Source organism: Flammeovirgaceae bacterium SG7u.111, assembly GCA_034044135.1.
Classification (GTDB): Bacteria; Bacteroidota; Bacteroidia; order Cytophagales; family Flammeovirgaceae.
In genome coordinates this window covers 5,330,613-5,353,793 of the sequence record CP139021.1, presented here as the reverse complement: position 1 = coordinate 5,353,793, position 23,181 = coordinate 5,330,613, and the positions used below count along the sequence as shown (strand labels likewise).

Sequence of the window (23,181 nt, the reverse complement as noted above, 5' to 3'; positions counted from 1 at the left end):
GTTTATTTTTGAGAGGGGGAGACCCCAACACAAGTATTCAACTCGTGTTGGGGTTTATTTTTAGTTAGGCACACGAATATGTTGACCCAAGAATATTGCATTGAGGAGCAACCTGTTTGTTCCATACCAAGAGCTTCGGAAGTTGGGGTTGTCAGCAAAGAGAACTACCCTGCCGCTGCCCACTGGGCTGACGATGAGCGATGCCGAGGGCTTCAGGAATTTCTCCAAGTTTTCTTCCAAAATGTAGCCGTCTATGTGCGGATCGGCGGTGTATTTTGCCACTGTCCCAAAAGCACTTTTGCTTGGCGCAAGCCACACATTGCTGTTGCGGTAAACGGGCAGGCTTCTTCGGGTGTAGCCAAAGCCCAGAGGGTGGGTAATGTCCAAATCTACCTCGCAAATGATACCACCTACTCTTTTCTTGCCCAACTCTTCACTTGCCATCACATAATCAGTTCTTCCTGTGCTTTTTTCCTCTTTCTCATCCTTCTTTTCTTTGATGAGCTCCTCTTTCACCAATCCTTTGTCTATCGCCCACTTTGAGGCACTTCGGCTGGTAATAAGCGTATTTCCTGCTTTTACCCAAGCTTTTATCTGCTCTATTTTCGCCGAATCTAGTTGGTAATACGAGCCAGAGACCAGCACCATCACATTGTAGTTCCAAAGGTTCAACCTGCTGAAATGGCGGAGCGGGGTTTTGGTAATCGGCATGTTCATTCGTGTGTCGAGCATGTGCCAAACTTCACCCTGTTCGTACCCGCTTACGCCGTCGCCAACTAGCATCAAGGCTTTGGGTTTTTCCAAAAACTGGAAGTTCCTGCTGCCCAAATCGATGCCCGAAACGCTGTAGCCCGTTGATGTGGTAAGGACTTCCACCGACCATTTCTCTGCCGCTTGGCTCACCAAACTGAAAAGGGAATCGGGTGAAATCAATTGCCTTTGCACGGGAATTACCACCGTTCCGTAGCCAAATTTCCTCGTGCCTGCGCTCGTCCCAATTTCGAAGGGCTTGAACGCCGAAGTAGCTACCACCCCATTCGACTGCAAGAAGTACAAAGCGGCAGGTGCGTTGTATTCCGTCCAAGGCATGATGTAGGTATAATCCGATTGGGAAGGGGCGGGGAAATCGGGTGATTTCACTTCTGTTATTTCTGCGCCAGTTTCAAACGAGCCGACCGTCGAATAAGGCATGTTGTAAAAATTCGCCAGCGACCAAGCCGAGGCATCGTAATACACGCTGTCGGCATATTCGCTGTAGGTTTCAAACGCCGACTGCACCATGCGGTACTGCTCCTGCTCGGTGGGAACTACATAGGTTTTTCCAGCTTTGTAGTTCATTCCTCCCGCCGAAATATCTTTTCCCAACTCATACACTTTTACCTTGTGTAGTAGTAGTTTATCTATAAAAGCAGTGGTGCGCCCTTGGTCGTGTTCGTCACCAAATACATAAGCTTTTACCTTGCTATTTCTAGCATTGCTCAGCGCACTTTTGAAGAAATTACGTTGGTAGTTGCGAAGCAAATCCTTGTTTTCCGCAGTCGCTTTTACCGTAGACATGCTCGCTACATATTGGTTGCGAATAGTGAAGGCGAAGGTCAATTTCTTGCCCGTTTCTTGCCGCTGCACATGCCCACGAGAGCTTGCTTGCTCGAACAAAATCGCCAATGCGCCTTGTAAGTCGGGGTAAGACGAGCCGTAGCCTGGGTACGTTCCATCAAACGCTTCCTTGGTGAAATACATAGAACCAATTTCGTTCATTCCTGCGGAAAAATACTTGGCAAATGTTTCGTTAAGGGTCGTATAATTTTCCTTGGGCATAATCGGGTCTTTACTAGCATTTGGCTTCATCGGCTCAAAGAAAAATGTGCTGTTCGTGCCCATTTCGTGGTTGTCCGTCACCACGTTTGGGTACCATTTGTGGTACCACGCCAGCTTGCCGCGGCTTTCGGGGTTGATAGCCAGCCACCAGTCGCGGTTGAGGTCGAAGTTGTAATGGTTGGTCCTTCCGTTGGGGGAAATTTCCAAGTGTTCGATGTCCATCGGGTCATCTACCACGGGGCTTCCCTTGTGCGTGTTTGCCCAGTGCGTGTGCCTGTCCCGCCCGTCGGGGTTGATGGTCGGGTCGAGGAAAACCACCGTTTTTTCCAAATAATCGAGCACTTGAGGACTCGTAGAAGCGACCAGCGTATAAGCCGTGAGCAGAGAGGCTTCTCCGCCCGATGGCTCATTTCCGTGCACATTGTACGCTAAGTTGATAAATGCGGGCAATTGGCTCAAATCTGCCGAACTGCTAGGCTTTATCGCTTCCAAATGTTGCGTGCGGAGCTGTTCGAGGTTGGCAATATTTTCGGGTTTGCCAATGTTCAAGATCACCAACCTTCTGCCCTCATGGGTTTTGCCATATTCCGTGAGGGTTGCCCTGTCCGAGAGTTCGGCGAGCTTTTCTAGGTAAGCGACCATGCGGTCGTGGCGGGTGTGCCATTCCCCAATTGGGTAGCCCAAAAACGCTTCAGGCGAGGGGATTTCAGGATTGAAAGGCGCATACTTTTTATAAAAGTAATCTTGCGCCGATGCGCCCAAGGCAAGCGCCAAGAGCAAAACGGTCAATAGTTTTTTCATTGTAGTTGTGGTTGTAATGTGAATATTGAGATTCGAATAACTAAAATTAAGCGTTGAAGGTCAAATTGACGAACCGTTTGTCATAAATGTTGGGTTGAAAGCAGATAGTGGGGGAGTTTTATGTGTTATGGCTTTTTAAATCCGAAAGATTCTCTTGGGAAATTGTGTTTTGTAGGTTACTTTGGAGTTTTAGTAACTAATCCAAAGATCTCCAAATGAAGGAATCATCAATAGAAGAGCTTGCTTACTTTTTAAAAGAAGCTAAAAAGAATGGTAGACCTCAACCTATTTTCTTTTTGGGAGCAGGCGCTTCTAAAACAGGTGATATTCCTTTAGCAGGAGAAATAGTAAAAGATATTTTAGAAAAACACTCAGAAAACCCTCGCATAAAAAAAATAAAAGACGAGAATAAGAAGTATTCTACCTTAATGGCTTGCTTAAATGCAAGTAGTAGAAATGAACTTTTAAAAAATTATATTGATAAGGCAAAAATCAATGTAACCCATATTTATCTCGCTCAATTGATGGAAAAGGAATATGTTGATTACATCCTCACTGTCAATTTCGACAATCTAATACTTCGAGCCTTAGCACTGTTTAATATTTTTCCACCAACATATGACATGGCAGTGTTAAGTGAACAAATATTGACTACTTCACAATTTCATGAGAAATCAGTAGTGTACTTGCATGGACAACACCATGGCATTTGGTTGCTCAATACTGAGGCGGAAATGGCAAAAGTAAATGCTACTATCTTAAGAATTTTTGATAGCATAAAAAATGGAAGACCTTGGGTTTTTATTGGCTATAGTGGACAAGATCCTATTTTTGATCATATAAAAAAACTTGGAAGGTTTGACAACGAATTGTATTGGATAACCTACAATTCAGAAGATCCTCCCAAGAATGTGAAAGACTTTCTTGGAAACACAGCCATTGAAGCCTCTATAATAAAAGGCTACGATGCTGACTTTTATGATGAAACTTAATCAAGAACTTGGGCTGCCTCAACCAAATATCGTCCATAACCCTTTTGTTGCTTTAAAGAAAATGTTAAAAGGGATCAATGACATAGATGACCAAGAGCATTTTGTAGGTGTAAAAAAACGATTAGAGATATCTGAAAAACAGGTAGATGAAGCTATAGAAGAATCTTCAAAAACAGCTATTGATTATCTTGAAAAAGAAATTATAAATGTTATCCTTTATAAAAAATTTGATCCCAAAACAATTCAAAAAATAGAAATTGAAACAAATAGACTGAATAATAAAAAGTTAATACACTCCCTAGCAAACTTATACTATAACTGGGGATATGCTTTAAAAAGTGATGCGGATTCAAAAAAAGGAGATGACGCTGAGTGTTATTACTTTAAAGCATGCAATAAATACCAAAAAGCGACAACCCTCAACCAAAATCATGATTTAGCTTTCAACAACTGGGGAAATACTTTAGGTAGAATAGCATTAATAAAAACAGGTCATGAGTCAGAGAAGCTATATATACAAGCATTTGAGAAATTTGAAAAGGTAATTAGTATCAATCAAAACCATCACTTGGCTTATTACAACTGGGGGAGTTATTTAAGTACATATGCTGATTCAAAAAATGCAGATAATGCTGAAAAACTTTACTCACAAGCATTTGAAAAGCTTAAAAGAGTTACAGAAATATGTCCTGAGTTTTATATGGCATACCATAACTTAGCAGTATTATTAGCTAAGTTAGCTAAAGTTAAAACTGAAGAAGAACTTGAAAGTTATTATCAACAAGTGTTATCTGGTCAGTTTGAAAAAGGAGTAGCTATTAAGCCAGACTTACCTGAACTATTTGAAATTTGGGCAACGTTTTTACTAAAATTAGCCAATATTACAAAAAGGAAAAGTGCGAGAAGTTTAATTCAAAAGGCTATTGAAAAAGGCAAAAAATCCTTGGAATTGGGAGGTAGCTGCTACAACCTTTCTTGTGGTCTTGCTTTATTAGATGAAAAAAAAGAGGCTTTTCACTATTTAAACCTAAGTCTTAAAAACAAAGATATAAAAACCGACTTTGTACTTAATGACGAAGATTGGTCAAGCTTTTTGGAGGATGAAGAATTCAAGGCTATTATAGGAAAGTATAAGCAAGAGTAAATCAGCTTGCACTTTAAAAATAGGCAGATCGCACTTTTTGTAAACCTATAGGTTTCTTTTTTCTTTATAAAGTCATACTATAGTCTTACTTTTCTCTATTCACACAACCTTTGTTTTCCAACTAATAAATCTTACCTTTAACAATTAGCAACAACTCCTACTAACCAACTTCATGCAAGTTGCCCGCCTAAGCTCACCTATAGTTTACTTCACCACTAGCTTTCTTCCTCTAAAAAAATAGAAAAACATGAACCGTTATTTTGCCCTTGTTCCTCTTTGCCTATTGCTAATCAGTAGCTGTGCCAAAAAGGAAAACACCAACTCTCCCGAAGAACCGCCTCAGCTTCGGCAGGTGCTATGCGTGCCCGTCACCACTGATGCGGACTGGTACACCACGGATAATAAAGCTCCGCTGATAGATGGGCTGGATGTGTTGAGCTTCCCTGTAACAACCAACAGCGAGTTGGCGCAAAAGTATGTGAACCAAGGCTTGGTACTCGCCTATGGGTTTAACCATGCGGAGGCTGCCCGCTCTTTTCACTATGCCACCAAGCTGGATTCTGCCTGCGCCATGGCGTATTGGGGCTATGCTTTTGTGCTGGGGCCCAACTACAATGCGGGCATGGAACCTGATAACTACCAAAGAGCCTACGACGCCATCCAACAAGCGGTGGCTTTGGCAGGAAGCGCAAGTGCAAAAGAACAAGCTTTGATAAATGCCTTGGGGCAGCGCTATTCCAAAGAGGTGGTGGCAGACAGGAGCTCCTTGGATGTTGCCTTTTCAGAAGCCATGAAAACGGTGCACGAAGCCTTCCCCGAAGATGCAGACATCGCTACCATTTGTGCCGAATCTATCATGGATTTGCACCCGTGGGATTTGTGGGACAAGGCGGGAAACCCGAAAGAATGGACGCTTGAAATCAGTTCTTTGCTGGAAAAAGCATTAGTAATAAACCCCAAACATGCAGGTGCTCACCATTTCAATATCCACTTGGTGGAAGCTTCGCTTGAGCCTGAAAAAGGCTTGGAAAGTGCTCAGGTATTTGATGAAGATTTGGTGCCTGGGGCAGGGCACTTGGTGCACATGCCGTCCCATATTTACATCCGCACGGGCGATTACCACAAGGGCACGTTGGCAAACATTCGGGCAGTAAAGGTCGATAGTAATTACGTCACTTCTTGCCATGCGCAAGGGGCGTATCCTTTGGCGTATTATCCTCACAACTATCATTTTATGGCGGCAACGGCTACGCTGGAAGGCAACAGCAAATGGGCATTAAAAGCTGCTGATGAAGTATCGGCGCATTCAAACACCCAACTGATGAAAGAGCCGGGCTGGGGGACAATCCAGCATTATTACACCATTCCTTATTACGTGTATGCGAAGTTTGGGGAATGGGAAAAAGTGCTGAAAATGACAAATGCGGATACCACGCTGAAATACCCTGAGGCGGTCAGGAATTATGCTCGGGGAATGGCTTACTTGGGTTTGGATGATCTCGAAAATGCTAAAAAAGAATTGGTTTCATTAGAGAAATATGCTGCTGACGAATCGCTGAAAGAAGTCACTATTTGGGATATCAATTCGGTAGATGTGTTGCTGCAAATAGCCCAGCGAGTGTTGAAAGCAGAGATTTTGGCTAGCGAAGGGCAGTTTGAGGAAAGTATTGTGCTGCTAAAAGAAGCGGTGGGAATAGAAGACAACCTCAATTACAACGAGCCACCCGATTGGTTTTTCTCGGTGAGGCATCACCTTGGTTCGGTGCAAGTGGAGGCAGGAAAGTACGAGGAGGCAATCAGGACTTTTGAAGAAGATCTGGCACGGCTGCCCAAAAATGGTTGGGCCTTGCATGGAATGAAAGCAGCTTATGCCAAACTAAATGACGAGATGAAGGTTGCCGAAGTAACAGAAAGCTTGTCAGAGATATGGGCAACTGCCGATATCGAATTAACAACGGCGAGGTTGAAGTAGTTTTCTAGACTTAAACCTTCCTTCACAAGGTTTTATCGACTGCTATACCCTATAGCCTTTGGCTAAAAGTTACTGGGTAAAACTCAAAAGAAACCTGCGGTTACCTCACTGAAGAAGGCTTGGGGAAAACAAAACCCTACATAAAAGAAGGGAAGACCTGTCTATGAAAAACATGAAGATGAAAAACCGACTTTTCTATCTTACTTCTATCCAGAAAATATGTAAATTCACTAGCTACAACCACATTCACTAAAATTCACGCTATTGACCTACGTACGTTTAAAACTTGGCACTTTGCCGAGTACTTTTCCTATCTGGAAGATGGGACTTGTACTTTTGTTGTTCACTTCGCTTTCTTTTGGCAGTTTTTCCATTGCCGAAGCTCAAGAAACTATCAATGAAGATTCGCTCTACATTCGGGAGCATTACACCAAGATTGAGCGCCAAATTCCGATGCGGGACGGGGTGAAGCTTTTCACTTCTATTTATCTCCCAAAGGATATTTCGGAGAAAAATGCCTATCCTATCATGTTGCAGCGGACTCCGTACAGCTGCCGCCCTTATGGAGAGGGAAATTTTAAAAAAACCATTGGACCATCCATGCATTTTGCCCGCGACGGGTACATTATTGTGTATCAGGATGTGCGGGGTAGGTACATGTCCGAAGGAGAGTTTGAGGCATACCGCCCTTTTATTCCCAATAAAAAAGGGAAGGAATTTGATGAAAGTTCAGACACTTACGACACCATCGATTGGTTGATTAAAAACATTGAAGGTAACAATGGGAAAGTAGGGACTTGGGGTATTTCTTCGCCGGGGTTTTACACCACCATGACCACAATAGAAGCCCATCCTGCCTTGAAAGCTGCTTCTCCACAAGCACCTGTTTCCGACTGGTACATGGGGGACGATCGCCACCATAATGGCGCATTTTTTCTGATGGGTTCTTTCGCCTTTATATCCTCTTTTGGCTCTCCTCGTCCCGAGCCGGTTACTTCTGGCTACCGTCCTTTTCGAGAATATGGCACGCCTGATTCCTATCAATTTTACATGGGCATTGGCCCGATCAAAAACATTGATGAGAAAATATTTAAAGGCGAAAATAGGATTTGGAATCAGTTGATGGAGCATGAAGTTTACGATACATTTTGGCAAGCCCGAACACCAGTTCCCCACCTAAAAGACATCAAGCCTGCCGTGATGGTAGTAGGAGGTTGGTTCGACCAAGAAGACCTTTATGGGCCACTGAAAGCTTATCAGGGCATCGAAGCCAACGACCCAAAATCTCCGAACCTATTGGTGATGGGACCGTGGATTCATGGAGGTTGGGCGCGTGGAACGGGAGAATCGCTTGGGAATATCCGCTTCAATGGAAAGCATAGCGAGTTTTACCAAACAGAAATCGAACTACCATTTTTCAAGCATTACCTGAAAAATGGCCCTAGTCCCGAACTTCCTAAAGCTTATATTTTTGAAACTGGGGCAAACAAATGGAGGAATTACGAGCAGTGGCCACCTAAAACGTCGGTTGAGAAAAAGTTATTTCTCCATCCTGATGGAAGGCTTTCTTTCGAAGAAACATCAACTGAAAAAGCCGAACCAACTTTTGACGAATACCTCAGCGATCCCAACAAGCCCGTGCCTTACACGGCTGAAACAAGGATTATCAGGGGAAGTGATTTTATGTACGAAGACCAGCGGTTTGCCGCAAGGCGACCCGATGTGTTGGTATACGAATCGGAGGTATTGGAAGAAGATGTGGTGATTGCTGGAAATGTATTTGCCAACTTATTTGTTTCCACCACAGGCGCCGATGCTGATTTTATAGTAAAGTTGATAGATGTCTATCCAAATGATGCTCCGAACGATAGCCCGATAAATCCAGGTATGAAAATGGGGGGCTTTCAGTTGTTGATAAGAGGAGAAGTGATGCGGGCAAAATTCCGAAATGGTTTCACGAAAACAGAGCCGATGGTGCCGAACAAGATCGAACATGTCAAGTTTGATATGCAAGATGCTTCCCACAGGTTCAAAAAGGGACACAAAATCATGATCCAAGTCCAAAGCTCATGGTTTCCCTTGGTGGATAGAAACCCGCAGACCTATGTCAATATTTACCAAGCTGAGGAAAAGGATTTTCAAAAAGCCATGCACCGAGTGTACACCTCGGGTGAAAGTTCTTCTTACATTGGTGTGAGAGTGGTTGAGTAGGTTTTTGGGAGGTTCAATTACGAATAAGTCAGTCATAGCACGGGCTTATTTGTGATTGCCCACACTATTTGATTGTGTTTTATGTTGCCTTTTTTGTGAAGGATGCTCAAAAAAGTATTCTGTATTTTTGAACAAAGACTTTAGAAAGATGAATCAACTCATAGCAGTAAATTATCCAGAATCGCTAGCTTTTTCCCTCAAAATGGAAAAAGGAGGATTTGAGGAAGAGATCAAAAAACTTTCTATGATAAAGCTGTACGAGATTGGGAAAATTCCATCTGGAAATGCTGCAAAAATATTGAACATAAGCAGGTTGGATTTTCTTGATATTTAAAAAAAATACAACGTGTCGTATTTTCATGAAGGGCTTGAAGATGAACTAGAAACAGATTTGTCTAATGCGTAAAGTTGTTTCAAATACGACTTCTATCCACACCTGCCGCTCGGCTCTCGCCGAGTGGTAACTAGTGTTGTAGCCTCTGGCTACCTTGGGCGTGGACGCCCGATAAATATTCCTCACTCGGCTGGAGCCGAGCGAGATTGGAAAACAGGAAGCTTTTAAGCAATAACCCCCCAAATACTTTTCAGTCCCAAGATCGTAATCAATAAAACAAAGACGCTCGCTAGCACTGTGGTTAACGTTTTGTTTTTGTAAGTACCCAGTAAACTGCTTTTGCTGCAAAGCCACACCAATAAGAAACCGATGATAGGGAGCAGCAAGCCATTGGCAACTTGGGCAAAGCGAATCACTTCTATAGGTTTGAAGCCGATGGAGGCAAAGAGCACGCCTATGGCAAGAATTATAATCCATGTGAGGCGAAACTTAGTTGAGCTGAGCTTGGCTTCCCAACCAAATCCGCCCGCCATCACATAAGCGGCTGCCAGCGGTGCGGTAATAGCAGAAGTAATTCCTGCGGCAAAAAGCCCCAAAGAGATCAAGTATTTCGCACCCTCACCAAAAAGAGGGGCTAAGCCTTTTGCCAAATCGGTAGCACTGCTTATTCCTTCCCCTTGCAAGGCGGAAGCCGAAACAACAATGGCGAGGGAAATCACCCCTCCAATAGCTATTGCAGAAACCGTATTTCTTTTAGCATCTTTCACTTCGTCAGCGCTTTTCCATTTATCCTTTGCCAAGGAAGCATGTAAAAACAGGTTGTAGGGAACGATGGTTGTTCCAACCAAGCCAAGCACATCCAGCATGCCCTTTTCAGGAATTTGAGGAAGGAAAAGCCCCGCTGCCAATGTGGAAATATCGGGCTTCACCAAAATGGCTGCTACTACAAAGGCTATGCTCATAAAAGCGACCAAAATCGCCAAGCCTATTTCAAGTACTTTATGGTTACCAAACCAAAGCAGCAGGAAGGCAAACGAACCGATGATCAAGGGAGTTGTTTTGAATCCATTGCTAGGAATGAACGTATCCAAACCCAAAGCACCTCCGCTGATATTTCCCGCCTCATAAACACCATTTCCAACTACTATTGCCGACATCACCACTATTAGGGTGAATATTTTTAAGACAGGAAGCTTAATCTCCGATTTGATGAGGGAAGCCAAATCCTTTCGGGTGACTATCCCCAAACGGGCTGCCATTTCTTGAAAGAGCATCGTCATCAGGATGGAGAGCAGCACTGCCCAGAGTAATTGCAATCCGTGTTTTACCCCGGCAAGGGTGCATACGGTGACTGTCCCTGGACCAATGAATGCTGCTGTGATTAGCATTCCCGGTCCGCTCAATGAGTTCTTTTTGTTATTTGCCATAGCTGAATTCGCATTAGCTAGAAAACTAGTGCAAATAAGCGGTTTCTCAAAAGGAAAATAGGTTGAACTACATCATGAACTTTCCGATTACTAACCCTACGGCAATTGAAATGAGCATAAAAACTATAGATACAAGCAAGAGTACGATAATAAACCTCCCAATTTTAGCCAATACCTGTTTTAGAGAATATTGGTATAGCCTTTTGTAGCAATAGATATAGTATAACATTACAATAAAAATATTGGCTAAGAAAATACTAGGATTAATGAGGAGAGATGCTAAAAAAAGGACTGAACTTGTAAGGAACGTAACTCCTTGTATATAAGCGGATATAATGAAATGTTCGCCATAATTATACGGTTTGCCAAATACTTTGAAGGCAATAAAGGCATAGAGCGGTAGCATCAAGAAGGAGATGATATTAAAGTTTTTCAAAATCCCTTTTTGAATATTGTCGCTAAACTCCCTTTGCTTTTTTTTGACTTCTTCAAGTTTTAATTCTCTTTCAGAAAGTTCTTTACTTTTTATCGAATCCCTCTCCTCGTTTTCAATGTCACTTTTTAGAACAGTTTCGTCCATCATCTCAAACTGGGCTTCGTTTACTTGCCCAATAGTTTTGAGGTAATGGTCTTCAAACTGGTTGAAGGTTAGGATAGCGATAGCCATGCCTATGGCAAAAAAAGTAAAGGGGTTCACGTACTTGTTACGAGTGCCATTTATAAATTCTTTTAGAATGGTTTCGGGCTGTAAAACAAGTGCTTTCAGTGTCATGAAATACTTATTGTCCCATCCAAAAGCTGTAGCCAAAAGGTTGGAAACCATGTTTTTGAAGGTAATCCTTTCTCGGATCACTTTTCCACCACAATTGTCACAGTAATTTACTTCTTCAGCGAGTTCTTTTTTGCAGTTTTTGCAATGCATAGGTTAGGGTTGGTAGAGTTCTAAAAGCTAGTTGGGTTGGGAAAGGTGAAATTGCAAGAATCAAAACTTCAAACATACCACAGATGCTGCTTCTTTGTTCTCATGAGTTTTGGTAAGTAATCCACTTTGTTTGTCCACTTCAAATACTACGATAGAATCCGAGTCTTGGTTGGCGGCTATCAGCCATTTTCCCGATGGGGAAAGGGTGAAGTCACGTGGAGTTTTTCCAAACGTTTCTTGGTTTCCTGCCAGCGTCAAGGACTCCGTTTCTATGTCAAACTTCAAAATGGAAATGCAATGGTTGCTTCGGTCGCCGCAATAGATGAATTGTCCCGATCTGTCAACCTTTATTGCCGAAGAAGCGGCATCTTCTTCCAAAGCTTTGGGCAATGACAGCAAATTCTTTTCCCACCTAAATTTTCTCCCATCGTTTTTGAGCAAGCTTACATCGCCTGTCAGCTCGTTCATAACAAAAGCATATTTATTGGAAGGGTGAAAATCGATGTGCCGAGGGCCTCGTCCCATTGGAACTTCAATCTGGTCAACTCTTTTTAGTTTCCCCCCAACAACTTGGTAAACCATTATTTTGTCGATGCCCAAGTCTGGAACATAAACTAATCCGCGCGGGTTGGAGTACGCCATGTGGGCATGAGGGGCTTCTTGGCGTACTTTGTTCACGCTACTTCCTTCGTGCCGGATATTTTGAACTGCTGGTTGGGGCATCCCTTTTTCATCAAGTGGAAAAAGGACGACATTCCCAGTTTGGTAGCAGGCAACAGCCAAAAGATCGTGGTTTTTAAGCTTCTGCAAATGGCAAGGCAAGCCTCCTTCAATTTCTTGTTCGTGAAGTAATTCCAAGTTATTGTCTTGGATGGAATAGGTTAGCAACTTGGGAGATTTGTCTTCGCTCAGTTCCTGAAAAGTGTAAAGTAGTTTTTTGTCTTCGTTAAGAGAAAGGTACGAAGTGTTCCTGTTTTTTCCCTTAAAAAGCAACTTTAGGAAGCCGTCACTTTCTTCAAACTCAAATACATAAATTCCTTCTCCGTGTCCTTCCAGTCCATCTCCTACAAATTCGGTATAAGATCCTGCGTATAGTTTCATTGGTTTGGTATTTTAAATAGTGGAACTAAATTGGTTGATTTTGACAAGGTGTACCAACAAGACATGCCTTGTTAATAGTTAAAGCTTTTTGATTTTGATATTTTTAAATTCCACTCCTTGCCCTTCTGCTTGTAAGCCAATGTAGCCTGAAGTCAAAGGTGTGCCATCAATTTTGATAGCCGGATCGAAGCCATTGGCCACGCCGCCGCCTATTTGCGGCTTGGTGTAACGTAAAACCGTATCGCCATTCACCAAGTGGATTACCAGTGAATCTCCATAGACTATAAGGTCGCTTTTCACCCATTCGTCCCAAGCGTAGGTATCGGAGGATGACTGGACGCAGTGGCGAGCGTCCATTTCTCCTTCAAAAAATATTTCCGTACCGGGCGAGCACATATTCCCAGTAGGTCGGGGGTTGCCATCTCCCGCATCTGCCAGCATTTGGTATTCCACCGAAATGGGCCAGTCTTGCTCTTTCAAGATCGTTTTGGGGTCTTGCGAGTGGAACATCACCCCGCTATTGCGGTAGGTGTATTTCGCTGCATCTTCCAGCCATTGGTCGGTAAATCGGTATTCAAACTTTAGGTGGTACGAGGAAAATGGCTCTTTATAAAACAAGTGCCCGTAGCGGTCATTGAACTCGTTATAATCGTCGTAATTTACTTGGATTGCGCCATCCACCACTCTAAAAGTGTTGGCGTAATTCTCCCCAACTTCGTGGTGGTAAAATTTAGGCGTCCAGCCATCGAGGTCTTTGCCGTTGAAGAGGATCTGCCAAGTTTCCTCGGTGCTTTTTTCTGGTGCGGCAACTTCTTCCGTGGTGTTGGGTTTTGAATTGCATGATGCTAATAGGATAAAGGCGGCTAAAATTAATAGTATGTTGTTTTTCATCGTAATTTTTTATTTTAAAACTTGGTTTGGAGGAGGTGATGCTATCCTTTTTTTAATAGCAAATAGTTTTTATATTTGAAATATAAATTTATATATAAAAAATTTATCTAACGTATATTCTCTACTTTTAACTATTTCTACCAGAGGTTAAGCTAAGAAACATAAGTTACATATTCAGGCTCAAAACCCAAAAAATATCGATTTCTAAGAAGCTTTTATACTTTATGCAAGTTCTTAATGGCAGTTCGACACCTCGACGGTCCGATGCCTCGGGTGTTTAAGAGAAGTTAGAGTCTGGAGGTTAGAAGTTAGAAAAAATACCCTTTTTGAGTTTTTGTTTTTTTCTAACCTCTAATTTCTGGCATCTAACCTCTTAACTATCAATCTTAAAATTTTCCATGACTTGAATTATCAAGTAGATTCATAAATCTTCATTATTTAATACCCAAAACGACGAATTACAAAATGAAAAGGAACATTATTATCTTATTGGCAATTGCCCTGCAATGCGTGCTTGGCAATACTTTTGGCCAAAGCAAGCAGCCAAACATTATTTTCATCATGTCCGACGATCATACCTCTCAGGCAATAGGAGCGTATGACGGCAGGCTGGCAGGGCTGAACCCCACGCCCAACCTCGATAAACTTGCGGAAGAAGGCATTCGGTTCGAAAACGCTTTTTGTACCAACTCAATTTGTACACCAAGCCGGGCAACCATTCTCACGGGACAATATTCCCAAACCAACGGGGTGCTGGACTTGGACGGAGCGCTGGATGTTGAAAAGCAATTCTTACCCCAAGAACTGAAAAAGTTGGGTTATTCGACAGCGATTATTGGGAAATGGCACTTAAAAAACGAACCCGTAAATTTCGATTATTATAAAGTCCTTCCAAGCCAAGGGAAGTATTTCAATCCTAGCTTTAGGGAAAAGGGCAAAGGAGAGTGGCCTAAAAATGAGGTGAAAACCGAAGGGCATTCTTCCGATGTGATCACCGATCTGTCGATCGATTATTTGAAAAAACTGGATAAGTCCAAACCATTTTTCTTGATGCACCACTACAAAGCTCCTCACGATATGTTTGAGTACGCGCCAAGGTACGAGGAGTACCTCAAAGATGTGGAAATTCCCGAACCGGCAAGTATGTACAACCAACCCTATTTTGGTTCGGAGGGGACAAGGGGGAAAAACGATGAATTGCTGGATTACATTGGTACTTCCGTTTCCCCGCGCAACCAACAGGCGAATAATCACAGTAACTATGTGAAGAAGTTTTTTGGCGATTCGCTAGATGCGAAAACTGGTACCCATTTGGCATATCAGAAATACTTGAAAGATTACCTCCGCTGCGTGAAAGGGGTAGACGATAACTTAGGGCGCTTGTTCGCTTACTTGAAAGAAGAAGGGCTTTGGGAAAATACGGTAATTATCTACACCGGCGACCAAGGGATGATGCTCGGTGAGCACGACTACATTGACAAACGCTGGATGTACGACGAATCTATGCGAATGCCATTTATAGTCCATTATCCAAAGGTGGTTGATAAAGGCAGGGTGACTGATTTGCTAATAAATAACGCTGATTATGCTCCTACCATGATCGAGCTTGCTGGTGGTAAATCGCCCGAATATATGCAGGGAAAAAGCTTTGTAAAAACCTTGGAAGGTGGAGACGAAAAAGGCTGGAGAGAAGCGACATATTACCGCTATTGGATGCATATTATCCATCATTATGTGCCGGCACATTTCGGCGTCCGTACCAAAGATTATAAGTTGATTTTCTACTATGGAAAGCATTATTTGCCCGAAGAAGAATTTTCCAAGTTTTATTGGGGGAAGCAATATGCAGGAGTAGGCAAAGAAACCCCACATACTTGGGAGTTTTATGATTTGAAAAATGACCCTGAGGAAGTGCACAACAGGTACAATGACCCTCGCTACAAAGAAATCATTGCCGAACTAAAAAAAGAGCTGAAAGCCCAACGCAAAGAGCTGGATGAAACCGATGCAAACTATCCTGAAATCCAAAAAATAGTGGAAGCGCATTGGGAAGATTGATACGAAAAAGTTGAATTTTTTTCTTTGGAAAGCGTATGTAAATACTTGATTTGCATGCGCTTTCTGTTTTTATCTAACTCCTGCCTGCTTATTTTCTTCTTTGCCTTTGTTCTTACCATTTTGAATGTCATATTAGTATATGGCACTAAAAAACTTGCACACAGAAAGGTTGATCTTACAAGAGATAAGTTGGGAAGACCTAAATGAAATCCATCGACTACATTCTACCCCCGAGGTAGATGAGTTTAATACGCTGGGAATCCCACAAAACTTAGAAGAGACGAGGGTGATCATAACCCCTTGGATCACTTGCCAAGCCAGCTCTCCCCGAAAGCTTTATACATGGAAAGTCATACTGAAAGAAAGCGGCGAATTTCTTGGTCTGGCTGGGCTTACGCTTTCCCAAGACAAATACCACATGGGTGAAATCTATTACAAATTGCTGCCCACTTATTGGGGTAAAGGTTATGCTACCGAGGCTTCAAAGGCGATGGTAAAAGCTGGTTTTGATGAGTTTGGCTTGCATAAGATTGATGCAGGGGTTGCTACCGCCAATACAAAATCGGCGAGGGTGTTGGAGAAAATAGGGATGACCCGCGAAGGGCTCAGAAGGAAAATTCTTCCCATACGCGGGCAATGGGTAGATAATTACCACTATGGTATCTTGGAAGACGACCCTCGGGATTATTAGTGTGTTTTACCTAAACCTTTCTAAAAATCAGTCTTTTACCAGCCAAAGCAAGGATAGCAATACCGATAATGACCATTCCTATAACCGAGATGGCTTCTACAGAGCTGTCTGGTAATATATCGCTATTGCTACGCTTGGCGTAGATGCCATAAATTGCCCAGAAAACTACTGCGTTGAAAAAGAGGTCTTTTCTTCTTACTACCATCAAAAGGGCAATGATAATTCCTGCACCTATCATTATGCTAGCCCAATATTGCTGATCTATTCCAAAACCGTCCCAGCCTAGGTCCACCAGTAAAGCGGTAGTGTTGGCGATGGTCGCAATGGTAATCCAGCCGAGATAAACGCTGAAAGGGACATGTACCATCCATTTTTCCTTTTGGGGAACATTGCTAACTCCGATTTTGAGCGATCGGTAAATTTTAATAAGAGAGACAAGCAATACAAGCATGATGAGAAGGGATATTTCAACCTGTTCATAGTGCCAGGCAACTATCCAACTTGCGTTTGCCAAAGAAGAAATGAAAAACCAACCACCTATTTTGCCTATAAAATTAGCTGTATCGACTTTTTTCTTGGTCAAAAGGCTTATTTGGTAAACAATGAAAATGAGCAGCAAAAGGTAGATTATACCCCAAATAGAAAAAGTAAAACCCGCAGGTACAAACAAGTTTGGGTAGGCATCGGAAAGCTCACCTGTAGTTTTCCCATTGAGGGGCAGGGCGTTTGCCAGTCCGTTGAGTACGATAGTGGCTATGAACCCTATAATATTTAGTAAAATGTATCTTTTGGTTGGTTTGCTGTTGTCCATGGTTTTTTACTATAAAACCAATAAAAATGCATACTGTTAAGCTTTTTTAGATTTCTATATAAAAATAAACCCCTTCCGGTCGACTACCAGAAGGGGTTTGTCAAGAACTTTCAAGTGGAGCTACACTGCCTCATGACCACTTCCGCCTCTCATCATCTGGATAATGAGGGCAAAGATCATCACAGAAATACTTCCAATCACATTATACCACAAATATGGGATGTTGATGGCAGGGTGGAAGTAACAGAACAAGATAATTGCTTCGGACAACACTGCTGCTATAAATGTAGCCCTCGAACCTGCTCTTTTTACATAAAAAGCGGTAAGGAAAATTCCTAAAATTGTTCCGTACACTAATGATCCTAAGATGTTTACCGCTTCTATCAAACTGCCAAGGCGGTTTGCGTACATAGCAAAAAGAATGGCGTACCCTCCCCAAAACACCGTGATCCATTTTGAAACTTTGAGGTAATGCGCATCGCTTGCTTCCTTTTTACCCAGCCGCTTGTAAATATCTACCAGTGTGGTGGAGGCCAAGGCATTCAATTCTCCTGAGGTGGACGACATAGAAGCCGAGAGAATTACGGCTATGAGCAGCCCTACAATTCCCGTGGGCAAGTAGTCGATCACAAAAGTGAGGAAGATATAGTTGATGTCGTTGGTATCGGCAGAAGGGTCGGCTGTTTCAATGATTGTTTTCGCTTCTTCTCTGGCCTTTTTCATCTCTTCATCCGAGGCTCTCAAATGTGTTATGGCCTCTTCTGTCTTTGCATCATCTCCTTCCTCTAATGCATCTACATACGAAAAAGCACTTTTCTTCTTTTCTTCATAGGCATCTATGTAGGCACTTTCTGCGGCTAACAGCTCGTCATGCATAGCCGTCTCTTGGGTGTTTTCCAGCAATACTTTGTTGAACACTACAGGAGGTTGATGGAAAATATAAAACACATAGACCATCGCCCCTATGAACAAGATAAGGAATTGCATCGGGATTTTCGCCATACCGTTGAAGAGCAAGCCCAGCCTACTTTGCTTCACCGAACTGCCCGAAAGGTAGCGTTGTACTTGCGATTGGTCCGTACCAAAGTAGGAGAGGGCCAAGAAAAATCCGCCGATCACCCCAGTCCATATATTGTACCTGCTGCTGAGGTCAAAGTCAAAATCAACTGCATTGAGCTTGCCCATTTTTCCCGCAATCTTCATCGCACTTCCAAATGAAACTTCGTCGGGAAGCATTTCAACAACCAGCACCCCCGCTATGAACATCCCAAATAAGATCACGACCATTTGGTATTTTTGCGTCTGGTTTACTGCTTTAGTCCCTCCAGTGAATGTGTAAACTATTACCATTATGCCGATGAGGGCATTTGTGAGGTTGATGTCCCAGCCCAAGAGAGAAGAAAGGATGAGCGACGGGGCGAAGATGGTAAAACCAGCGGCCAGTCCTCGTTGCATGAGGAAAAGAAAAGCTGTAAGTGTCCGAGTCCACACATCGAAGCGTTTTTCCAGAAACTCGTAGGCGGTATATACATTGAGCCGGTGGTAAAATGGGACGACGGTCATGGAGAGCACCACCATGGCTATAGGTAAGCCAAAATAAAATTGAACAAAGCGCATTCCATCTGAATAAGCTTGTCCTGGTGCAGATAAAAAGGTGATGGCACTGGCTTGGGTAGCCATAATGGAAAGTGCGACTGTGAGCCATCCTGCTTCTTTTCCCCCCAACAAATATCCCTTGATGTCTTTGCTTCCCCGAGATTTCCACGATCCGTACACCACAATGAAAGCCAAAGTGCCCACCAGCACAATCCAGTCGAGTATTTCCATATAGATTAAATTTTGTAAGTATCAGCTTTGCTAAGCTGTTTGCTTGGTTTAAAGGCGCTGATTGTTAGAAAATAAAGTTTGTTTTTTAGGCATTGGGTAGGTGCATTGTTGCCCACGCAGGTACACCTTCCCCTTCGTGCTCCTGATTTCTGAGTCAGAATTATGCAAAGTATTGGGTAAACAAATAAAATAGGATGATCAGCACGATCAATTCACCTATTACTATGGTATAGAGTTGTTTCCAGCTTTTTACAAAAGAAGGAGGAGCTTCATCTTGTTTATGCTCGTCTATGTAAGGTTTGTCTTTCATTTTGATTTATTAAGCTAATATCTTTAAGCAAAATGGCATAAATACCACAAACAAGGTAATTTTAAGTATCAAATCAAAAAATTACATATACATAACTTTAAAATAGATTTAACTATGTCTTACCTCAATGGATCATTTCCCGATGGTTCTTCTGATTCCAGGGACAGAGGCCCGATAGTAGAGCCTGCTTTCAGTCACGAAGAAACCATGAGAATTATTAAATGGGCAACAATTTGCCTTGTGTCTCTTATCAGTATCACCTGTGTAGGCTCTTGGATAGTCATTTAAGTCCAATTTACTCCCAAAGTTACAATATCCCATACTCCAATCATTACCTACCTAATATATTGGGCGCTTTTTCCCAAAATCTTACATCTATAAAGATAGAATCCAATCCTAGTACTTTCTTAACAAATCCCAACGGACGGATATATTTTGGTTTTATCGGTGTTAAATTAACAGAAGCTTACAAGAAAGATCTTTCTAAAGGTTTAAGTAAGATTTTTGCCAAAAAACTATTTTTTAATATTTTCCAACGTTAAAGTGTACGAATATGAAGAACATCAACATTGAACAGCTTTGCCATAGCTACATCCAAAATGGTATGATCGAAGATTGGAAACTAGACTTGATTTTGAAAGACAAAGGTGTGTATGAATGCACGTTTACCAACATCACCACAGGCCAGAAAGATGTGAAAGTGCTAGAAAGAAGCAAGAATGTGAGCATCAACAACATGGTAGAGGCGATTTTCTGCGACTAGTCCATCTCTTAGAAAAGAAATTTTTAATCCGGTCCGGGGCATATTAATGCCCCTTTGTGCCAACTAGCTTATTACCTACATACTTTTCAGCCCCGGTAGGATTAAAATGTTGAATGATAACCCTTGTCCCTAATTCATTTTTAGAAGTATAATACCAACCCTACAGCTCCATCTACTGGTTCTTGGTAAGGTTATTTTGATTTTGAAAACTTCTTTTTGTCTGTGGTAAGATGGCGGAGCATCTTGAAATGTTAAAGTTTAAAAAGTGACCAGACCAGCCTCCTGAATGTCAGCCATAGTAACCCAAGTAATGGAAGAACTGCAGGCAGTGCACAGTTTATCCAAAATAGCAACATCCGTTGTGCCCCACTCGCAGTAGAGGCATCCCCGTTGAAAGCCCAGTTTCCCATCAAAAGATATCCTATAATTCCGAACAATAGCCCGTTGAGTAAACCCATTTTTACAAGAGTGTAAAATGCTTTTCCTCCTTTTTCGAGAGAAAGGTTTAATGCTTTTGCCGTCCACAAGAAGAGGAAAGGGAAGCTGATTTCGGCAATCCAAGCCACCAAAGTGCCGATGGGGAGGTAAGGGTACGATAAGATGGGAAGTAGCAGAAGGTCAGAACCTATCAGTAAAAGGAACAAGCTTATAAGTAATAAGACTAGAGCGATTAAAAATGTCGTCTTTTTCCACAAAAAAGGCATCGAGCTGAGTTTAGGTTAGAGCATGTTTACTGTAAAAGGAAGAAAAACGGTCCTAATTTCTATTATCCCCCCAAATTATTCTTATTTTTCAAGAACTTTTTACATAACATAAATACCAAAGTAAATCACTGAAAATGGAAAACAACTCTAAGCCAAAAGCTTACTGGAAAGCTAACTTGCGCTATTTGCTCATACTACTCGGAGTGTGGGTCTTCGTTTCTTATGGATGCGGGATTTTATTTGCCGATTTCCTCAACGGCATAAAAGTAGGAGGGTTCAAACTTGGGTTTTGGTTTGCCCAACAAGGGGCAATGTACGTCTTTGTCATCTTGATTTTTGTCTATGTCCGGCTCATGAATAAGCTCGACAAAAAATACGGTTACGACGAATAGTAACCTCCCCTCAAACCAAAAAACATCTTTTTACTTTTTAATCCCCTCTATAAAATGGACGTACAGATTTGGACCTACCTCATAGTAGGCGTAACTTTTTTGATATATATAGGCATTGCCATATGGAGTAGAGCTGGCACTACAGGCGAATTTTATGTGGCAGGTGGTGGTGTTCACCCCATAGCCAACGGCATGGCGACTGCTGCGGACTGGATGTCGGCAGCATCGTTCATTTCCATGGCCGGGCTGATCTCCTTCATGGGCTACGACGGCTCGGTGTACCTCATGGGCTGGACGGGCGGCTACGTGTTGCTTGCACTTTTGCTTGCACCTTATTTGCGGAAGTTTGGCAAGTTTACCGTGCCCGATTTCGTGGGCGATCGTTATTATTCTAACACCGCCCGAACAGTAGCGGTGGTTTGTGCCCTCTTCGTTTCTTTTACCTACATAGCCGGGCAGATGCGTGGCGTAGGCGTGGTATTTTCCCGCTTTTTGGAAGTGGATGTGACTGCGGGGGTAATTATCGGGATGATCATTGTCTTTTTCTATGCTGTTTTGGGTGGGATGAAAGGCATCACCTACACCCAAGTTGCCCAATATTGTATCCTGATTTTTGCCTTTATGGTGCCAGCCATTTTCATCTCTATCTTGATGACGGGCAATCCTATCCCCCAACTGGGTTTTGGAGGGTCGCTGGAAGACGGAACGTATTTGCTCGATAAGCTAGATGGCTTGCACGAAGAACTCGGTTTTGCCGCCTACACCGAAGGTAGCAAGGGCGTGTTGGATATGTTGTGCATCACCGCTGCCCTTATGGTTGGTACCGCTGGTTTGCCACACGTTATCGTTCGGTTCTTTACCGTGCCCAAAGTGAAAGATGCCCGTGTTTCGGCAGGCTATGCGCTTATTTTTATTGCGATCCTTTATACCACCGCTCCAGCTATTTCCGCTTTTGCAAGGACAAACCTGATCAATACGGTGAACAATGGGGAGTATGAAAAAATGCCCGAATGGTTTAGCAAGTGGGAAACCACGGGGCTGATAAAGTTTGACGATAAAAATGGAGATGGGAGGATAAAATATGTAGGAGATGCTGCGGAAAACGAGCTGACCATTGACAAAGATATTATGGTACTTGCCAACCCCGAAATAGCCAACCTGCCCAACTGGGTTATTGCCCTGGTGGCTGCTGGTGGTTTGGCCGCTGCCCTCAGCACGGCTGCTGGGCTGTTGCTCGTGATCAGCTCTTCGGTTTCTCACGATCTCATAAAAAAACAGCTAGCCCCTAACATTTCGGAAAAAGGAGAGCTGATCGCTGCACGGGTTGCCGCAGGCTTTGCTGTAATTTTGGCAGGGCATTTTGGTGTGAACCCGCCCGACTATGTAGCCGCCACCGTGGCATTTGCCTTTGGCTTTGCCGCATCCTCCTTTTTTCCCGCCATCATATTGGGGATTTTCAACAAACGGATGAACAGGGAAGGAGCGGTTGCTGGAATGGTCGTCGGCTTGCTGTTCACCTCGGCATACATCATTTATTTCAAGTTTATGAACCCCGAGCTGAATGTAGAAGAAAACTGGTTCTTGGGTATTTCACCCGAGGGAATAGGTACGGTAGGGATGATCGTAAACTTCGTGGTAGCTATGATCGTAATGCAGTTTACGCCAGCTCCACCGCAAGAGATTAGGGACTTAGTGGAGAACATTCGCTTGCCTGATCATTCTGGTGAGGCACATAGCATTGAAGCTTGATTTTAGAGGCAAGATGAATTGACACGGTAACTTAGGGTCAATTCAAGCAGATGCTTGAAATTATGGTTTCGGCACGAGCGAGACGCTCGCGCCAGCTTTCTTCTTTTTTTGGAGAAACTATTTTTGACCCTAAGTTTCATTGTCAGTTCAGTTAGATGTTGGAGATTAGAAAAGGTTTCGACTACTTCAGGGCATGTTTAAACTTTATCTATTTCGCTGTAAACGCTCATTTATGGAACCTCATTTCTCCAAATAAAGTTTTT

Annotated in this window: 20 protein-coding genes; 11 read left to right on the top strand and 9 right to left on the bottom strand. The window is 42.8% G+C overall.

Features of this window, described 5'->3' with window-relative positions; genetic code table 11:
* Nucleotides 1–60: 60 nt before the first annotated feature.
* The gene (locus R9C00_20795; protein WPO34141.1) at nucleotides 61–2,619 is read right to left on the bottom strand and encodes a M14 family zinc carboxypeptidase; all 2,559 of its coding nucleotides are present in this window, start codon (nucleotides 2,617–2,619) and stop codon (nucleotides 61–63) included.
* Between the two features lie 215 nt (nucleotides 2,620–2,834).
* On the opposite strand from R9C00_20795, the gene R9C00_20790 reads away from it, so the two are divergent.
* From R9C00_20790 to R9C00_20770, 5 genes are all read left to right on the top strand, one after another.
* Nucleotides 2,835–3,611: an SIR2 family protein gene (locus R9C00_20790; GenBank protein ID WPO34140.1), complete on the top strand. Its 777-nt coding sequence runs from the start codon at nucleotides 2,835–2,837 to the stop codon at nucleotides 3,609–3,611.
* Nucleotides 3,598–4,755 (top strand): hypothetical protein, encoded by a 1,158-nt coding sequence (locus tag R9C00_20785; GenBank protein WPO34139.1) that lies wholly within the window; start codon nucleotides 3,598–3,600, stop codon nucleotides 4,753–4,755. The genes R9C00_20790 and R9C00_20785 overlap by 14 nt, the downstream gene beginning before the upstream one ends.
* A gap of 247 nt (nucleotides 4,756–5,002) precedes the next feature.
* Nucleotides 5,003–6,727 (top strand): hypothetical protein, encoded by a 1,725-nt coding sequence (locus R9C00_20780; GenBank protein ID WPO34138.1) that lies wholly within the window; start codon nucleotides 5,003–5,005, stop codon nucleotides 6,725–6,727.
* A gap of 321 nt (nucleotides 6,728–7,048) precedes the next feature.
* Nucleotides 7,049–8,938 (top strand): CocE/NonD family hydrolase, encoded by a 1,890-nt coding sequence (locus tag R9C00_20775; protein WPO34137.1) that lies wholly within the window; start codon nucleotides 7,049–7,051, stop codon nucleotides 8,936–8,938.
* A gap of 148 nt (nucleotides 8,939–9,086) precedes the next feature.
* A complete protein-coding gene (locus tag R9C00_20770) occupies nucleotides 9,087–9,272 on the top strand; it encodes a UPF0175 family protein (GenBank protein ID WPO34136.1) in 186 nt (61 codons plus the stop codon).
* Between the two features lie 224 nt (nucleotides 9,273–9,496).
* On the opposite strand, the gene R9C00_20765 is transcribed toward R9C00_20770, so the two are convergent.
* From R9C00_20765 to R9C00_20750, 4 genes are all read right to left on the bottom strand, one after another.
* The gene (locus R9C00_20765) at nucleotides 9,497–10,699 is read right to left on the bottom strand and encodes an Nramp family divalent metal transporter (protein ID WPO34135.1); all 1,203 of its coding nucleotides are present in this window, start codon (nucleotides 10,697–10,699) and stop codon (nucleotides 9,497–9,499) included.
* Nucleotides 10,700–10,766: 67 nt separating this feature from the next.
* Complete coding sequence (locus R9C00_20760; protein WPO34134.1) at nucleotides 10,767–11,621, bottom strand: DUF3667 domain-containing protein; 855 nt, start codon at nucleotides 11,619–11,621, stop codon at nucleotides 10,767–10,769.
* Nucleotides 11,622–11,681: 60 nt separating this feature from the next.
* Nucleotides 11,682–12,722 (bottom strand): lactonase family protein, encoded by a 1,041-nt coding sequence (locus R9C00_20755; protein WPO34133.1) that lies wholly within the window; start codon nucleotides 12,720–12,722, stop codon nucleotides 11,682–11,684.
* A 78-nt stretch (nucleotides 12,723–12,800) separates the two neighbouring features.
* Entirely contained in the window at nucleotides 12,801–13,613 is an 813-nt protein-coding gene (locus tag R9C00_20750) for a DUF1080 domain-containing protein (protein ID WPO34132.1), read from the bottom strand.
* A gap of 465 nt (nucleotides 13,614–14,078) precedes the next feature.
* On the opposite strand from R9C00_20750, the gene R9C00_20745 reads away from it, so the two are divergent.
* Nucleotides 14,079–15,671 carry a sulfatase gene (locus R9C00_20745; protein ID WPO34131.1) on the top strand — a complete coding sequence of 531 codons (1,593 nt, stop codon included), beginning with the start codon at nucleotides 14,079–14,081 and terminating at the stop codon, nucleotides 15,669–15,671.
* Between the two features lie 139 nt (nucleotides 15,672–15,810).
* Complete coding sequence (locus R9C00_20740) at nucleotides 15,811–16,362, top strand: GNAT family N-acetyltransferase (protein WPO34130.1); 552 nt, start codon at nucleotides 15,811–15,813, stop codon at nucleotides 16,360–16,362.
* A gap of 10 nt (nucleotides 16,363–16,372) precedes the next feature.
* Here the strand turns inward: R9C00_20740 and R9C00_20735 are convergent, their stop codons facing one another.
* The 3 genes from R9C00_20735 to R9C00_20725 form a co-directional block, all read right to left on the bottom strand.
* Nucleotides 16,373–17,173 (bottom strand): hypothetical protein, encoded by an 801-nt coding sequence (locus R9C00_20735; protein ID WPO34129.1) that lies wholly within the window; start codon nucleotides 17,171–17,173, stop codon nucleotides 16,373–16,375.
* A gap of 120 nt (nucleotides 17,174–17,293) precedes the next feature.
* The gene (locus tag R9C00_20730) at nucleotides 17,294–19,000 is read right to left on the bottom strand and encodes a sodium:solute symporter (GenBank protein WPO34128.1); all 1,707 of its coding nucleotides are present in this window, start codon (nucleotides 18,998–19,000) and stop codon (nucleotides 17,294–17,296) included.
* A 160-nt stretch (nucleotides 19,001–19,160) separates the two neighbouring features.
* Nucleotides 19,161–19,310 carry a hypothetical protein gene (locus R9C00_20725; protein ID WPO34127.1) on the bottom strand — a complete coding sequence of 50 codons (150 nt, stop codon included), beginning with the start codon at nucleotides 19,308–19,310 and terminating at the stop codon, nucleotides 19,161–19,163.
* A gap of 114 nt (nucleotides 19,311–19,424) precedes the next feature.
* Here R9C00_20725 and R9C00_20720 point away from each other — a divergent pair, with 114 nt between their 5' ends.
* Complete coding sequence (locus tag R9C00_20720; protein WPO34126.1) at nucleotides 19,425–19,598, top strand: hypothetical protein; 174 nt, start codon at nucleotides 19,425–19,427, stop codon at nucleotides 19,596–19,598.
* Nucleotides 19,599–19,863: 265 nt separating this feature from the next.
* Entirely contained in the window at nucleotides 19,864–20,073 is a 210-nt protein-coding gene (locus R9C00_20715; protein WPO34125.1) for a hypothetical protein, read from the top strand.
* Nucleotides 20,074–20,324: 251 nt separating this feature from the next.
* Here R9C00_20715 and R9C00_20710 read toward each other — a convergent pair whose 3' ends face one another.
* The gene (locus R9C00_20710) at nucleotides 20,325–20,777 is read right to left on the bottom strand and encodes a hypothetical protein (protein ID WPO34124.1); all 453 of its coding nucleotides are present in this window, start codon (nucleotides 20,775–20,777) and stop codon (nucleotides 20,325–20,327) included.
* Nucleotides 20,778–20,911: 134 nt separating this feature from the next.
* Between R9C00_20710 and R9C00_20705 the strand changes: the two genes are divergently transcribed.
* Nucleotides 20,912–21,169, top strand: coding sequence for a DUF4212 domain-containing protein (locus R9C00_20705; protein WPO34123.1), 258 nt, complete (start codon nucleotides 20,912–20,914; stop codon nucleotides 21,167–21,169).
* A gap of 54 nt (nucleotides 21,170–21,223) precedes the next feature.
* Entirely contained in the window at nucleotides 21,224–22,918 is a 1,695-nt protein-coding gene (locus R9C00_20700) for a sodium:solute symporter family protein (protein ID WPO34122.1), read from the top strand.
* The last annotated feature ends 263 nt before the right edge of the window (nucleotides 22,919–23,181 follow it).

Coding starts and splice junctions, on each gene's coding strand:
- R9C00_20795 (WPO34141.1), bottom strand. CDS start 2,619: ATGAAAAAACTATTGACCGTTTTGCTCTTGGCGCTTGCCTTGGGCGCA.
- R9C00_20790 (WPO34140.1), top strand. CDS start 2,835: ATGAAGGAATCATCAATAGAAGAGCTTGCTTACTTTTTAAAAGAAGCT.
- R9C00_20785 (WPO34139.1), top strand. CDS start 3,598: ATGATGAAACTTAATCAAGAACTTGGGCTGCCTCAACCAAATATCGTC.
- R9C00_20780 (WPO34138.1), top strand. CDS start 5,003: ATGAACCGTTATTTTGCCCTTGTTCCTCTTTGCCTATTGCTAATCAGT.
- R9C00_20775 (WPO34137.1), top strand. CDS start 7,049: ATGGGACTTGTACTTTTGTTGTTCACTTCGCTTTCTTTTGGCAGTTTT.
- R9C00_20770 (WPO34136.1), top strand. CDS start 9,087: ATGAATCAACTCATAGCAGTAAATTATCCAGAATCGCTAGCTTTTTCC.
- R9C00_20765 (WPO34135.1), bottom strand. CDS start 10,699: ATGGCAAATAACAAAAAGAACTCATTGAGCGGACCGGGAATGCTAATC.
- R9C00_20760 (WPO34134.1), bottom strand. CDS start 11,621: ATGCATTGCAAAAACTGCAAAAAAGAACTCGCTGAAGAAGTAAATTAC.
- R9C00_20755 (WPO34133.1), bottom strand. CDS start 12,722: ATGAAACTATACGCAGGATCTTATACCGAATTTGTAGGAGATGGACTG.
- R9C00_20750 (WPO34132.1), bottom strand. CDS start 13,613: ATGAAAAACAACATACTATTAATTTTAGCCGCCTTTATCCTATTAGCA.
- R9C00_20745 (WPO34131.1), top strand. CDS start 14,079: ATGAAAAGGAACATTATTATCTTATTGGCAATTGCCCTGCAATGCGTG.
- R9C00_20740 (WPO34130.1), top strand. CDS start 15,811: ATGGCACTAAAAAACTTGCACACAGAAAGGTTGATCTTACAAGAGATA.
- R9C00_20735 (WPO34129.1), bottom strand. CDS start 17,173: ATGGACAACAGCAAACCAACCAAAAGATACATTTTACTAAATATTATA.
- R9C00_20730 (WPO34128.1), bottom strand. CDS start 19,000: ATGGAAATACTCGACTGGATTGTGCTGGTGGGCACTTTGGCTTTCATT.
- R9C00_20725 (WPO34127.1), bottom strand. CDS start 19,310: ATGAAAGACAAACCTTACATAGACGAGCATAAACAAGATGAAGCTCCT.
- R9C00_20720 (WPO34126.1), top strand. CDS start 19,425: ATGTCTTACCTCAATGGATCATTTCCCGATGGTTCTTCTGATTCCAGG.
- R9C00_20715 (WPO34125.1), top strand. CDS start 19,864: ATGAAGAACATCAACATTGAACAGCTTTGCCATAGCTACATCCAAAAT.
- R9C00_20710 (WPO34124.1), bottom strand. CDS start 20,777: ATGCCTTTTTTGTGGAAAAAGACGACATTTTTAATCGCTCTAGTCTTA.
- R9C00_20705 (WPO34123.1), top strand. CDS start 20,912: ATGGAAAACAACTCTAAGCCAAAAGCTTACTGGAAAGCTAACTTGCGC.
- R9C00_20700 (WPO34122.1), top strand. CDS start 21,224: ATGGACGTACAGATTTGGACCTACCTCATAGTAGGCGTAACTTTTTTG.